General features: G+C 50.8%; 13 protein-coding genes. 3 read left to right on the forward strand and 10 right to left on the reverse strand.

What is annotated here, in order from left to right; translation table 11 throughout:
- Window positions 1-13 precede the first annotated feature (13 nt).
- Window positions 14-109, forward strand: coding sequence for a YjcZ family sporulation protein (locus ACAN54_RS28105; protein WP_218619217.1), 96 nt, complete (start codon window positions 14-16; stop codon window positions 107-109).
- Between the two features lie 61 nt (window positions 110-170).
- Here the strand turns inward: ACAN54_RS28105 and ACAN54_RS28110 are convergent, their stop codons facing one another.
- The 3 genes from ACAN54_RS28110 to yicI all read right to left on the reverse strand — a co-directional run bounded on the left by ACAN54_RS28110 (window position 171) and on the right by yicI (window position 4,280).
- Window positions 171-494, reverse strand: coding sequence for a hypothetical protein (locus tag ACAN54_RS28110; protein WP_379163613.1), 324 nt, complete (start codon window positions 492-494; stop codon window positions 171-173).
- A gap of 72 nt (window positions 495-566) precedes the next feature.
- The gene (locus ACAN54_RS28115; protein ID WP_379163623.1) at window positions 567-1,733 is read right to left on the reverse strand and encodes an SGNH/GDSL hydrolase family protein; all 1,167 of its coding nucleotides are present in this window, start codon (window positions 1,731-1,733) and stop codon (window positions 567-569) included.
- A gap of 225 nt (window positions 1,734-1,958) precedes the next feature.
- On the reverse strand, window positions 1,959-4,280 hold the full coding sequence (yicI, locus tag ACAN54_RS28120; protein WP_379163627.1) for an alpha-xylosidase: 2,322 nt from the start codon (window positions 4,278-4,280) through the stop codon (window positions 1,959-1,961).
- Between the two features lie 126 nt (window positions 4,281-4,406).
- Here yicI and ACAN54_RS28125 point away from each other — a divergent pair, with 126 nt between their 5' ends.
- Window positions 4,407-5,291: an AraC family transcriptional regulator gene (locus tag ACAN54_RS28125; RefSeq protein ID WP_379163630.1), complete on the forward strand. Its 885-nt coding sequence runs from the start codon at window positions 4,407-4,409 to the stop codon at window positions 5,289-5,291.
- A gap of 138 nt (window positions 5,292-5,429) precedes the next feature.
- On the opposite strand, the gene ACAN54_RS28130 is transcribed toward ACAN54_RS28125, so the two are convergent.
- Entirely contained in the window at window positions 5,430-5,870 is a 441-nt protein-coding gene (locus ACAN54_RS28130; RefSeq protein ID WP_379163632.1) for a hypothetical protein, read from the reverse strand.
- A 148-nt stretch (window positions 5,871-6,018) separates the two neighbouring features.
- Window positions 6,019-8,142 carry a class I SAM-dependent methyltransferase gene (locus ACAN54_RS28135; RefSeq protein WP_379163635.1) on the reverse strand — a complete coding sequence of 708 codons (2,124 nt, stop codon included), beginning with the start codon at window positions 8,140-8,142 and terminating at the stop codon, window positions 6,019-6,021.
- A 219-nt stretch (window positions 8,143-8,361) separates the two neighbouring features.
- Between ACAN54_RS28135 and ACAN54_RS28140 the strand changes: the two genes are divergently transcribed.
- Window positions 8,362-9,273 carry a DUF1963 domain-containing protein gene (locus ACAN54_RS28140; RefSeq protein WP_379163638.1) on the forward strand — a complete coding sequence of 304 codons (912 nt, stop codon included), beginning with the start codon at window positions 8,362-8,364 and terminating at the stop codon, window positions 9,271-9,273.
- A gap of 110 nt (window positions 9,274-9,383) precedes the next feature.
- Here the strand turns inward: ACAN54_RS28140 and ACAN54_RS28145 are convergent, their stop codons facing one another.
- From ACAN54_RS28145 to ACAN54_RS28165, 5 genes are all read right to left on the reverse strand, one after another.
- Entirely contained in the window at window positions 9,384-10,322 is a 939-nt protein-coding gene (locus ACAN54_RS28145) for an alpha/beta hydrolase (protein ID WP_379163758.1), read from the reverse strand.
- Between the two features lie 231 nt (window positions 10,323-10,553).
- Complete coding sequence (locus ACAN54_RS28150) at window positions 10,554-11,921, reverse strand: sensor histidine kinase (protein ID WP_379163641.1); 1,368 nt, start codon at window positions 11,919-11,921, stop codon at window positions 10,554-10,556.
- Window positions 11,918-12,592, reverse strand: coding sequence for a response regulator transcription factor (locus ACAN54_RS28155; protein WP_379163761.1), 675 nt, complete (start codon window positions 12,590-12,592; stop codon window positions 11,918-11,920). Before ACAN54_RS28155 ends, ACAN54_RS28150 begins: the two co-directional genes overlap by 4 nt.
- A 38-nt stretch (window positions 12,593-12,630) precedes the next feature.
- Window positions 12,631-13,506 carry a radical SAM/SPASM domain-containing protein gene (locus ACAN54_RS28160; protein ID WP_379163644.1) on the reverse strand — a complete coding sequence of 292 codons (876 nt, stop codon included), beginning with the start codon at window positions 13,504-13,506 and terminating at the stop codon, window positions 12,631-12,633.
- A gap of 38 nt (window positions 13,507-13,544) precedes the next feature.
- Entirely contained in the window at window positions 13,545-14,531 is a 987-nt protein-coding gene (locus tag ACAN54_RS28165; protein ID WP_379163647.1) for a Gfo/Idh/MocA family protein, read from the reverse strand.
- Window positions 14,532-14,690: the final 159 nt, after the last annotated feature.

Raw genomic sequence — 14,690 nt, forward strand, 5'->3', positions numbered from 1 at the left:
AGGAGGGAATACAATGAGCGGTTGCGGAAATATTGGAGGTCTTGTTACTTCCACTACTACAATCTTGGTACTGTACATTCTGCTGGTGATTATTCTCCGGACATTCTAATCAACCACAGGCCCCAAAAAAAAAGAGAGCCTACCAACATGTAGGTTCTCTTTTTTGAAGTTTAAGTATACAAAAGAGTGATCACAAGTATTTCATACAGCACAAGGGTTAATATTGTATCATTAATACTACTTCCGTAAAAAGCGCGTTGGCCCCCATGATGTTGTCCCTCATGATGCTGTACCTTCAAATAAAACAACCCTCTGTCACATCCCATAATTCTCCCGGTGAACACTTGACCGTCTAATGTTTGCACTTGAACAAACTGATTGACATGTTGTCTGCATATGCCGTGTAAATGATCTCTAACCGATCTCAAGTTTTGGACATAATGTTGATCTGCCTGATACAACACTTTTTGCTGTGATCCCATCTGGATACCCATAGTATGCATTACCTCCCTATAAAAGTAATACATAGTATGCCTAGTGTGCTTTGGGTGTTCTTTATTTCTTCCTCAATACCACGCCAGAAAAGCCTCCGCCACCGCCTTGCCGGCCGTGCCGTTCGGATGCGGGTCGTCACTATTGCTCATATACTCCGCGCGGACCCGGTGGTCTGCCGGAGCCGGCATCGACAGTACGGCCGCGATATCAAATACGCGGCTGACCCCTGCAGGGGGAGCTGTAAGGATCTGTGCATTCACACTCCGCCAGGCCTCCTCACGCTCGCCCTCAAAATTAAACGGCGGCACAGTGCCCAGAATAATCTTCACTTCCGGATTCGCCTCTCTGATCAAAGCAATAATGTGCGCCAGATCTTCAAGCAATTCCGCAGCTGAACGTCTGCCGATATCGAGATCGTTCACGCCCAGCACAATCAGCACTTCATCCCCCTGCTTGGCCTTATTCAGCCATGAGCCGTTCGTTGCCACATCATAAGCTCTGCCCCAGCCGGACCCGAGATTCCATAGCCCATAACCGGTTCCCAGTCCTTCGGCAATCCGCGCAGCCCAATAGGAATATTCGTCCTTTGCCGTCCGCACCCCCTGCGTAATGGAATCACCCAGGAATACAAGCTTCTTGGATACTCGTTTCTTGTAGCCGATGTAGCTTGGCAATACCAGCAGCTTGTCCGATACACTGAAAGATACATCTGATTCCTGAGCGGCAAGATTCCCCGGGCCATCGTAGGCAGAGACCAGGATACCTTCCACGTTGTACGGGAAGCTTTTGCCTGGTGAAGCCGTTCTAATCGTCCACGTAAAAGCAAGATAGTGACCCTCCGGCAGTGTAAGGGAAGCCTCATCACTCCAGAAGGTTTCGCCTGGGGCAACCTGCTTCGCTGCTCCTCCCGAGAAGGTCACGGGCACCTGAGTGCCTGCCGCGACCGTACCATCCGGTTCCAGACCTCCGTCGGCAATATAAGCCGCCTCAATACTCCATTGGCCTCCCGGTTCGCTGCCTCTCGCTTCAAGGCCCATATCCCAGGTCGAATCCACCGCATTGCTGTGCCAGAATTTCAGGGTCAGGCTTCCATTCTCCCGCAGCCGAATGAACGTCCGGTAAGTATGAGTAAATGGCTCCTGCGAGTTCATAATATAATTGGCGGCCGTGGACAGCGCCGTGGCCGAGGAATACTCAGACTGGCTGAACACTCCGGCTTGGTTCTCTTGACTATGCATAGTGAATTAGCTCCTTCGTTCATACGAATCTGTAAACAATCACAGTATACGGACATTACCGGCGTAACACTAATACGAATCAGCCGATCTATAACACAATTCTGATTATGGGATCCCCCCGGCAGATCCCCTCACAGCACAAACCTCCCTGACTTCATGGATGCTTCACAGCCATGTCGTACAGAGAGGTTCTGTGTCATTCTGCCAGGGTGCAGAATCCTATTCTTATTTCAGGGTAATGGTGAACGATACGGAGTTGGCGCCGGCGTTCACTTTCACTGTTGTATCGTCTGCTTGCTCCGCTCCGTCGACAGAAGCGATAGCACCCAGGTCTTTCACAGCCAGTGTGAATGCCTTGCCGCTTCCTTCTGCATTAACGGTGATGGTGCTGCCTTTACGTTCAGCCTTCACGGTCAGTTCAGGCGCACCGCTCATGTCACGGACAGTTGCAGTGGTTACTGCCCCGTCTTCCAGAGCATACAGACCGAATTTCACGCCATCGGCAAAATCATAATCCGGACGGGTATCCACACTGCCTGTAGCCAAGAGCGAGTTCTGGCGTACGAACAGCGGCAGGCTGAAGAAATCATGTTTTTCTTTGCGCCAAGATCCGCCTTGAACCGTTTCACCGCTTAGCAGGTGAGTCCAGCGTCCAGCCGGCAAGTAGTATTTCACTTCGCCGTTTTCCTGGAAGATTGGAGCCACAAGGAGCTTATCGCCGAGCATATATTGACGGTCAAGCACTTCACATGTAGGATCTTCCGGGAATTCCATTACCATTGCACGCATCGAAGCCCAGCCCAGCTCATGCGCCTGTCCGGCCACATCATACAGATAAGGCATCAGGCTGCATTTTAGCTTGGTGAAGAAGCGGGTAACATCCACAGCTTCATCATCATATGCCCAAGGCACGCGGTACGAGGTGCTGCCGTGCAGACGGCTATGGCTCGAGAGCAAGCCGAAGGCCAGCCAGCGTTTGAACACATGCGCAGGAGCTGTATTTTCGAACCCGCCGATGTCATGACTCCAGAATCCGAAGCCGGACAAGCCCAGGGACAACCCGCCGCGAAGGCTTTCTGCCATCGACTCATAATCTGCGTAGCAGTCACCGCCCCAGTGAACCGGGAATTGCTGTCCGCCAGCCGTAGCTGAACGGGCAAATACAGCAGCTTCATGTTTGCCAAGCTTCTCTTCCAGTACTTCGAAGACCACTTTATTGTACATTTGTGTGTAATAGTTGTGCATTTTCTGCGGGTCGGAGCCGTCGAAGTACACGACATCGGTAGGAATGCGTTCGCCGAAGTCGGTCTTGAAGCTGTCTACACCCATATCCACCAGGTCACGCAGGTAACCGGCATACCATTCACAAGCTGCAGGGTTCGTAAAGTCTACAAGTCCCATGCCTGCTTGCCACAGGTCTGTCTGATACACGTCGCCGTTTGCTTTTTTGATCAGATAGCCGTTTTTCTTGCCTTCTTCAAACAGCGGCGAACGTTGTCCGATATAGGAGTTGATCCACACGCAGATTTTCAGGCCTTTTTCCTTCAGGCGTTTCAGCATGCCGACAGGGTCCGGGAATACGCGCGGGTCCCACTGGAAATCGGTCCACTGGTATTCACGCATCCAGAAGCAGTCGAAGTGGAAAACATGCAGCGGCAGGTCACGTTCAGCCATACCTTCAACGAAGGAATTCACAGTCGCTTCATCGTAGTCGGTTGTGAACGAAGTAGTCAGCCACAGGCCGAAGGTCCATGCCGGCGGAAGCGCTGGCTTGCCGGTTAGCGAAGTGTATTTGGTGATGACTTCTTTAATGGAAGGCCCTTCGATGATGAAGTATTCCAGGCTTTCGCCGGCTACACTGAACTGCGCTTTCTTCACTTTTTCTGAAGCAATTTCATACGATACCAGTTCGGGATGGTTAACAAATACGCCATAGCCTTTGCTTGTAACATAGAAAGGAATGTTCTTATAAGCCTGCTCGGAGCTGGTGCCGCCATCTTTATTCCAGATGTCTACTACCTGTCCGTTTTTGACAAAAGAGGTAAAGCGCTCGCCCAGACCATAGACGAATTCGCCTACGCCGATATCCAGCTCTTCACGCATGTAGGTGTTGCCGTCCTGGTCGGTAATGTAGGCCATTGATTTGTAACCGCTGCCGGTAATACGCTCGTCGCCCCGGAAGAAGTCTACGGACCATTGAGCCCCTTTGTTGATTACAACGCGAAGTCCGCCGCTGATGAGCACGGTCTGTGCATCGGTTTCTTCGATTTGAACGTGGTCGCCGGTTCCCTTAGTCAATTCAAAGGCTGGACCACGGTCCAATACGCCATCATTATGAATGATTTTGATGCCCACCACGCCCGGAAGCGGAGAATGGAATTTCACGGTCAGGAGCGTAGAGTTCAGGGTTGCTGAACGTCCTGTAATTGGAGTCGTCTGTGTAACAGCCGTTAATCCCTCAGCTGTTTTTTCCACTACATAGTTTTGAACTGCACCGTTGATGTTGATTCCGTCACGAACCAGCCAGAGGCCGTCTGTAAATTTCATGTGGTACTTGCCACCCTTCAATTTGGTGTTTATAGTTGCATTATAACGATAATAATTCTACAAAACTAATATATTATAGCTTATTTATAACATTATTCTGATGTTTTCTCGAAAAGGAGGCCTCTAATGGACCGCACCTCGCAGCGTCTACTCAAAGAAGACCGTGTTCATGGCGATGTCATGTTCCCGCTTTCCGCCTATTGGATCGAACTTCCCGCCGGAACTCCTGTCCTTGATACACACTGGCATGAGGAAGCCGAGTTCTTCCTGCTGCTGGAGGGAGAGATTATGTTCCAGGTCGATACCGACTATTTCACGCTCCGCCAGGGCGAAGCCGTATTCATAGAATCCGGCGATATCCATGCAGCATATACGCTGAATGACAGCCCCTGCCGCTTCTGTGCGCTGGTCTTTCACCCCGATCTCCTGGCTAGCGCTCAATATGATACCATTCAGCAGACTGTGATTCAGCCGCTTTTGGAGAAACGCCAGAGCTTCCCGCGGCAGCTGTCGCCGGATATCCCCTGGCAGCTGGAGCTGCTGCGCCATCTGGAGCGCATGATGGAGGCCTATGATCTTAAAATGCCCGGATTCGAATCCTTTATAAAAGGAACTTTGCTCATCATGCTCTCCCAGATCGCCATTGAGGGCCGGTCAGTGAATCACAGCCAGTCGGAGAGCGCCGATACCACCAAGATCAGCCGGCTCAAAAAAGTCATTCTCTATATCCAGGACAACTACCAGGAACCGATCCGCACCCGTGATCTCTCGGAGCTGATCCCCATGAGTGAAGGTCAGTTCTGCCGCTTCTTCAAGGCCATGACCCGAAAAACGCCCGTTGACTATATCAACTCCTACCGGATTCGCCAGGCAGCAGACCTGCTGCAGCAGACCGAACGCAAAATCTCCGACATTGCCCTCGAAGTCGGCTTCGACAACGTCAGCTACTTCATCAAAGTCTTCCGCAAGTCGATGAAATGCTCCCCTTCGGAGTTCCGCAAGCGCTGTTGAGCTGGCGGATGGGAGCTGATCCCCTTGATCTCTCCGCCTGCACTGGATATACAACAACCCCTTAGGCGATGGCCTAAGGGGTTGCAGGTGTGCTGATTGCTGATGGGTTGGTTCACTTTCTAATTACTTCCGCGAAGCTTAAGAAGGAAGGTTCAGGTCCGGAGCCGCAGGCTGTTTGGCCAGACGGGCCGGCATCTTCCAGGCGGTAAGAATGGCCAGAATGCCGAACACAATGTCCATCGCACCGAAGAACTCTTTGATGTTGTCCATGAACAGCGTGATCAGATCACTCGCGAACATTCCGTCCAGACCTTCGTTGATTAAATAACTGAAGATGAAATATTTTCCGAGGAAAATCCCCAACAAGCTGGCGATCACCGCGATTACCTGATGCGCTACATTCGTACGGCCTCCGCTCAGCTTCACAACCGCAAATCCGGCTAATCCACCGATGGCCCAGGCCAAAAGACCAATCTCATAATCGGTTTGGATGGCAAGGGCAGCCCATACCGCACCGCCTATAATCGCTGCCAATAATGCCCCCAGTATCGGCAATACAATCCTGCTTTTCTCTCCCATTTCGTCCCTCCTGAATATGTATCATTTGCCTAATTCGGCAATATGCCGCCAATATTGGATAATTCTTATTTTATATCGGCGGAATCTACCTATTCATAAATATTTCCATGGGAGAAATTTTATTTAACCTTATTACAATTATTCCAGATCAATGACTCTCTCCAGCCTTCCGAATCACTATAAAGCAGGTACTGTCAGGTAGCGGGACCTCCTGTCCGCTCTCATCCATCACCACTACCCGGTCCTGCAGCGCCTCCGTATAGCCCTCCTGCAAATAATGGCGGAAGACCTCAATCTTCGCCCGTTCCCCTAGGGTCTGCTGAATGAACGCCTTATACTGCGAGGGGGTGAAGTAGCCGAACTGCTCCTGGACCTCATGGATATAGGCTTCTTCTCCCCAGGTGTAGGTGTACAAAAACTCCATCGCATCGTTCACCGGCATCAGCACCTCTTGCTCGCCTACGCGCTCAACTTGAATATCCCGTCCGGCAAAATCCTTGGCATAGCGCTCCAGCGCCGCCATCCCGTCCGCCTCCAGCATACGCACCCTGCGCCGCTGATTCACCGGCTCGCTCATAATACCGTCACGGATAATAATAACGCCGCCCTCTGCCAGAACCTCAAAGCTGCTTGCCAGCGCCGCAGCTACGGTCTCATGGTTGAACTTCACCCCGTTCAGCGGCACATAGGAATACAGCTCATGCAGAATGGAGGAGAATATCACGGTATCCACCGTTCCTGGCTCCACATACTCCTTCAGGTTCAGCGCATCGCCCTGCAGCACTTCCCAGCGCCGCCCCTCCCGCTGCTTCTTCTGGCGTAGCGCCTCCACCACATTGCTGGAGATATCAATGCCCACAGGAATCACTCCCGGCATCCGCTCTTCGATCAGATCCAGCAGCACACCGCCGCCAGGACCTATGTCCAGCACCTTCTGTCCAGTGACATACTCCAGAATGACCGCTTTATAGTCTGCTGTCTCATTCATTTGGCTTAAGTACGTATCCTCATTGTGGAACCGGTCAAAAGCATCCCGTCGCAGCTCAAACAGATCGAACAGCAGCAGCACGGCCCGTTCATATAGTGCCGACTTCTCTGCTTCCATACAGAACTCAATCAGCTTCTCCGCTGCCGGAGAGAATTCGAAATGGAAGAACAGTGTGTCCGGCAGGTGTTCCTCCCGCCGCAGCCGGTGTATCAGATGCGGATTGCCCGCAGGGGTAGAACCGTCCAGAATATCCTCCCAGGACAGTCCGGACAAATACTTTTCAATAATCCGCTTCTTGTACACATTGATCTTCTTGGCACCCTTGTAATCATAATAGATGCTGTTCATTACCGCCTCGTAGCTGATATGGTTCAGGCCGGACAGCTTACTGCCGCAGGCGGTGAGTGTCATAACCTTAAGAAACTGCTCCAGCGAAAAGGTCTGCAGCGCTGATTCCACATACCAGAATGTGATCGGCTGCATCGGCTCCAGAACATCGGGATTGAATCCCTCCTGCAACAGGCTGCTCCATTCAGTATCATAATCCTCACCTGCCGCAATCGCCCCCACACGCATTCTCTGCAAGCGCTCCTTCATCGGTACTTCGGCATGCTGCAGATCCCCCGACGAGATCACGGCGATCAGCTCCATAACCTGGGTCCGCACCTCCTGCCACAGCTCAGGGGATACAGCGGATATAATGCAGTGATTCAGTGCGAACAGCAGGCGCTCCAGCTCATCAGCGGTCAGCAGTCCTTCTTCTACCATCGACGCAAGCGGGCGGTTGACAGATGGCGGCACTTCACCGCGAATCTGCTGGCCGATCAGGCCATGCGTTTCAATCAGCCGATGCACAATCTCTTGCTTCTCGGCTTCGGTACCGCCCGCCTCCATCCCACGAATAGAATGCAGACCATACTCCCCCGCATGCCTCAAATACAGCTGGGCCGAACCGATATTATGCACAAAAATATTAATGCCTTCCGCCTGCCAGAGCCTGCGCTGCCGCAGGGTGCCACCCTTCGCCGTCTCCGACCAGACCAGCGTCTCTTCCGCCAGCTCCTTGATCCAGTAGGACAGCGGCAGACTGTCCAGCAGACGCAGGCTCCGTTCTACGTAATCCAGCACCGGATTAATGTATTCCAGCTCATGCAGCGAGTCCACACGTTCCAGGTTGACAATGGTTTCTTCTGCTTGAACAATATATTCCAGCCAGGGAAAGCCCCCGCCGGACAGCTGTCCAATTTCTCTGTATTCTTCAATGGCTTGCAGGGATTTCAGCATGCGGATTCCTCCTAAAGTATGTATAAGTGTCGAACCTCTCATTAGTACGAATTAAACGAACCGTAACTCCATCAAACAACAGACTTGCCGCACGGAGACATAAGGTTTTTGGCATATCTGTTCTGAATGAATATATCGGTAGTCACTGGAGGATAAGTCATATAACATGGGGACAAGAGCACTTGTAGAATAAGCATTTTGAAAGGCAGGATATGAATCGTGAATATATTCAAAATGATAAGTGCATGCCTCATATTTCTCATCTCATTAACAACGGGTTCAGCAGAGCACCACGAAGGCTCGAACCAAGTGAAACCCCCACTGGCCGGTCAGATGGCAGAACCCTCCATGGGTGACATCCGTTCGATGCTGGAAGAAGCAGGTCTGGGCAACTATTGGGGCACCTTAGAAAAGCACATTAGGCCCGGATTCTATATGGCACCCACGATGGTGGACGAAGACGCCATTCAGCTTGGAACCAGCAAAATCGGCGGACATCCTGATGTCCCCTCCACCTTTCAGTGGCCCTCCTGGAAGCATCATCCCATGTCCTTTGTCGCTCAAATCAATCTTGCAGAATTCCCGATGAATGAGATAGATTCGGAGTATCCCGCAAGCGGCATTCTGTACTTCTTTTATGTGTATGACCCTGACCTGTGGTACGACGACCCGCGATATGATAACGACAAAATGAAGAACAATTTGGTTTATTATACCACCGACACTTCAGAATTGATAAGAATGGAACCGCCAAAAGGGCTGCTGGACCCCGAAATATTCAAATCTGCCCTGCTCAAGAAAAAGCTTGAATTAACTATCCCCGACAGCGATTATGTGGCAGAGAACAAGCTGATCCGAAACAAAGGAGATTTAGATAAATACTCGCTGGGATTCTGGACAGACTTCATGGAAACCTATCATCGGGAGATCGGGTTTCGTTTCTTGGGCCACATGACGCCTTTGCAATACGGAGGCCACCCCAGCGATCAACTCCTGTTGTTTCAAGCGGATTCTAGTGATGAGATCGGGATGAATTGGGACTTGTCCGGGTTATTATACTTTTTCATACGGGAGGATGACTTCAAAAAGGCATTTTTCGAGAATGTCTATACGGAACGGGTGGGGACTTAAGGAGGGAGGATCGACTTGCATTTAGCAAGAAAATAAACAGCGGCAACCCAGGACTTTGATTATCGTCCATGGCTGCCGCTGTTTCTATGATTGGGGAATAGAGCAATCTCTTATTGGGACTCCTCCATAAACGCTCTGAAGTCCCGGGCGATTTCTTTGTATCTGGTATGATGCAGGTAATGCCCTCCTTCAAGTGTGATCACTTTTCCATGTACAGAATCTTTGACTTGCCCTTCATGCAGCGGCAGCCATCCTTCAACGTCTGTATTATTCGCTTGTACAAATAGAAGGAGGGGAAGGTTCTTCGGGAATGTCAACGCTTTAGCGGCTTCAAAATTAGAAGAAATGTGTTCCATTTCATTCATCACTGTGGCATTACTGGAGTTTTTATTCGATATCATTCTCATTTGTTCTTTGATTTCAGTATCGAATGGAAGTCCGGCATAGGGATCACCGCTTATTTTCTTCAGCAATCTCATGAGACCCGATTTGTCGAGAAGCTCCAACGTTTTCACCGGTAATTCCTCATCCATACCGCCTTGCGTGGGAACACTGCTGTCGATCCCGACAAATGCATTCACTTCATCGGCATATTTGTTCACATAATCCAGTCCGTAAATGCCTGCAATGGAATGCCCCATTAGGGTGTAATGGTCAATCTGAAGCTGCTGTAAAGCCGCATGAATCTCACTTACAATATTCGCTGTGCTTCGTTCTTTACCGGTTCTATCACTTAATCCATAACCAAACGGCTCAATCACAACAACCTTGTAAAAGGGTGACAGTTCTTCTACCAGCGGCTTGAAGTCAAGTGCCGGCGCTCCTGTCCCATAACCGGGCAGCAGTACGACAGTTTCTTCACCTTTTCCTTGAATCAGAACATTCATGTTCTTCCCGTCCACAGGGACTAACTGGCCATAGGGCTGGATTTTACCTTGCTCCGATTTATTGCTGATCAGATTAACTACATATACAATGGCTAAAAAAAGGGCTATTGCTATAACTAATCCTGCTAAAAATTTCAGTACAATTCTAAGTATTTTTCTCATTCCCTTGCCCGTGCCCGCCTTCGTTACCCTTGCCTCTCCTGGTTTCACTCGTATCTTCTCCTGTCCTCATCGGTGATTCCGGTTGTCTTAACGATCCGTTAAGGCAAGTCTATGCAACGAAGATGTACTCCCCGTGACGACAATATGAACGGAAGATGAACAGACAAAAAAAGCTACGGCGCAGCAAGCACAGGGCTTGAAGATCATGCCGTAACCTGGACAATGCACCTGCTAATCAGCCTTCATTAGGATTGGCAAGGTGACCATAAGGGTGGTTCCCCGGCCGGGCTCACTCTCCACCCGGATATCGCCTTGATGCAGCAATACAATTTGTTTCACGATGGCAAGTCCCAACCCGCTGCCGCTATATTTACGGCTGTGGGAGCGGTCGGCCTTAAAGAACCGCTCGAATATACGCTTCTGGTCCTCGGGAGAAATACCAATACCGTTGTCGGATATCCAGATGGTCACATTGTTACCATCTTGCCTGATGCTGACATGAATAACGCCGCCGTCCATAGAAAACTTGATGCTATTGCCGATCAGGTTCGTCCATACCTGATTTAATTGATCATAATCAGCCATGAGCCGGACGGCCTTCAAATCAAGCTCGAAACGGATGTTGCGGGCCATCCATTGCGGCTGGATTGCGACGATGACCCGTCTGATCTGTTCATCGAGGCTGAACGTGGTGAACTGCAGCTGCTGCGATTGTGATTCAAGCAGACTCAGTTTTAAAAGGCTGTCGCTCATCTTAGACATCCGGTCTGCTTCAGCGATGATGATATCGAGATAACGGCTCCGCTCGTTTTCTGCAATGCCTGGTTGCTTGAGCGCCAGGGCATAACCGGATATCGAGGTGAGTGGCGATTGAACTTCGTGCGATACGTTCGATACGAATTCCCTGCGCATCTGCTCAAGCCGCTGCAGATCATCCATCATTTCTTCGAAGCTGCGTGCCAAGGTACCGAGTTCACCCTTTTGCTTAATATTCAGCTTGACGCTGAAATCTCCAGCAGCTATGCGGCGGGTCGCTTTAGTCAGTGTTTTGATCGGACTGATCAGGAACATCGCGGCCACCAGAATCAACAAGCTTCCCGCAATCAACGAATAGGTCAAAAAGTTTATGATCCATTTGATAATAAAAGAAGAGGAAGAGGAGGCACGCTGCTCTACAAACATCGCTTTTGTTCCCGTTTCTGTGTGTAACGGCAGTCCTAAGAGGATAGGATTAATGCCATTCGTCTTGCCCTGAAAAACTTTACCCTCAAGCACTTCCTGTATTTGTTCCCCAGTCACAGTGATCGGATTATGCTCCTGAAGCACTCCCAAAGACTGGAGTTGCCCCTTCCCATCATAGATTCGAACATAATAGGAATTAAGCTGTTTCATACCGCTTACGTACGCGTCTGCTTCACTCACAGGTAAGGTCTCGTACATCCGGGCAATGTCCTGTCCAAAATCAAGTAACGTGACTTGCAGGTTGTCGTTCAATTGATCTTTAAATATCCAGGTTGCCACAAAAAAAGCAATGATCGTGCCTCCGATTACGGAGACTAGAAATGTCAGAACGACACGTGTATATAAGGATCTGATCATTCGTAAACCTCAAGCCGGTACCCCAGCCCGCGGACCGTCTCAATCCGAAAATCAGGTGTCGCCGCGAACCGTTCGCGCAGGCGTTTAATGTGCACGTCTATCGTCCGGTCATCTCCAGCGTAATCAATCCCCCAGATTTGGTCGATCAGCTGCTCACGGGTATAGACCTGTCCTGGTGTTCCAGCAAGCTTATACAGCAATTCAAATTCCTTAAGCGGCAATGTGAGCGGCTCCGTCCCTCTCATCACCTTATAAGTCTGCCGGTCAAGGGTGACGTTGCCGAACTGGATCGTCTGCGTGGACCCCATCCGGTATCGTTTGAGCAATGCCCGGACACGGGCGGTTAGCTCCAGCGGATCGAATGGTTTAGTCATATAATCGTCCGTCCCCAGCTCGAACCCTTTCACTTTCTCCCAGGTTTCGCCTCTTGCCGTCAGCATAAGTAACGGAAGATCGGGATTGGCTCTTCTGAGCTCCTTGCATAATGTCCAGCCGTCCATAACCGGCATCATAATATCGAGCACGACAAGATCGACATTCGTGGAGGCGTAGACAGCCAGTGCTTCCTTGCCGTCCGCAGCTTCGGCAGTTGTGAATCCGTCGTTGCGCAGAAATAAACAGACAAGCTCGCGAATATTCGCATCGTCGTCCGCTACCAGTACAGTAGGCATCCGTTCCCTCTTTTCCAGCTCAAGCTTACCTTCCCCTACTACGTCCCAAACCGCTGTCTGTACCCGCATTTGCGGCACAGCTCTTCCACCGCTTCGCGGCGGGAGAAACCATAGAACAGATTGTTTGCGCGCTCGCCCTCGACAATCTCCGAGAACGGCTTCTCATGGATATTGCCGAGGTTAATTACACCCTCGCCATCCAGACAGCACGGCACCACCGTGCCGTCGACCAGCACCGCCGCCTGGCTGCGCAGCGCATGGCAGAAGCCCTTGCCGTCATCCTCCGGCTCGTGTAAGGCCGGCCATTTGAACTCGTGATCCTGGTTCAAATACACCCGGGGTGCAATCTTCACCCCGCTGCCCGGCACAACCTTTTCTTCAATCTTGAAGTCCAGATTGAAGGCTTCTTCGAGCAGCGCCAGCGTTTCGCGGTTGCGGCTTTTCTCCAGATTCGTCCGGTTGTCCTCGGTCAGATTCCACAGCCGGAAGGAGATAATGACGCCCTGGGCAGACGCCTCACGCACAAAAGAAATAATCTCCGACACATACCCCTCACGGTTCTCCGAGCCCGCATGACCGTCAAAGCTGTGCAGGGAGAAGTTCATCTGCCGCAGCGCCGGCTTGCCGAGAATTTTGGGCCCTGCTTTGTGGATCAGCGTTCCGTTCGTTGTAATGTTGACCTTGAACCCTTTGGCATGGGCAGCGTCGAGCAACTCGCCGATTTTGGGATGCAGCAGCGGCTCGCCTTTGACATGCAGATAAATATGATTGCTGTGCGGCTTAATCTCGTCAAGAATCGTATTAAAGGTATCCAGCTTCATGAAGTTTTTCTGCCGTTCGGTAGGCGGGCAGAAGCTGCAGGCGAGGTTGCAGACGCTTGTAATCTCGATGTAGACCTTTTTAAAAGTTTTCAAGTTCCGCTCCCCATTTCAATGTTCATCCGTGCTAAGGGCTACAGGTCCGAGGCATAGCGGAGGCCGATCTGTGCTCTGGCTTCCTCCATCACCTCGGAGACCGCTAGTGAATTAGCGTGGCTGTTCACGCTGCTCTCGCGCTGCCCGCTCTTGATCAGGCTGATAAATTCCTCAACCTCGTAATACATCGGCTCAAATACCTGCGGGAGGGTCAGCTCTTCGACCGTTCCGTCGCGGTAGTGGATTTTGACCTGGTACGGCTGGTTGATCTTGTCGATAACCATCGTGCCGTTCTCGCCTTGAATCTCAGCAGGCAGATACGAATCGGCAATCTTGGAATGCATGACCACGGCATCCATATCGGGATAACGCATGATGATGCTGCCTTCGCCATCTACTCCCGAAGGGAGCATCAGGCCAACAGCCTGAACAGCTTCCGGTTTGCCGAACAGCGCTACCATCGGATACAGGCAATAGATGCCAAGATCCATTAACGAACCGTTGGAATAGACCGGATTAAAGGCATTCAGCACCGTTCCCTGGCGGTAAGCATCATATCTCGAGGAGTATTGACAATAGCTTGCGAAATAACGGCGCACTTGGCCCAGCTTGTACAGGTTGTCTCTGATCACGCCAAAATTGGGCATGAAGGTAGACTTCATGGCTTCCAGGAACAGCACATCGTTGCGGCGGGCCGCTTCAAGAACTGCACGCAGCTCCGCGCTGTTGGAGGCCGCAGGTTTTTCACAGATCACATGCATCCCGTGGTTCAAACAGATGAGTGACTGCTCGGCGTGCATCGAATTGGGACTGGCAATGTACACCGCATCCACTTCCCCGCTGGTTACCATTTCCTCAAGATTAGTATAAATGGAGGCACCTGCATATTTAGCAGCAAAATCGCGTCCCTTCTCCTCCGTACGGGAGTATACGGCAGTGAGAATAAATTCCTCGTTCTCTAGACCCGCTTGAATGAAGCGGTCTGTAATCCAGTTGGTCCCTACGACTCCGAATCGAATAGTCATGAATGATCCCGTCCTTTGATTAATATAAAAGCCGCTTCGGCTTAGCATATGGAGTCTCTTCCTGCTATTTTCTCATTCCGGGATAGCAATGTCTACTTTTCAAGGGTAATTTCCGACAAATTCCGCAAACCTAAAGCTGTGAAAAAAAGCACCTGCCGT

The sequence above is a fragment of the Paenibacillus diazotrophicus genome (assembly GCF_042610465.1).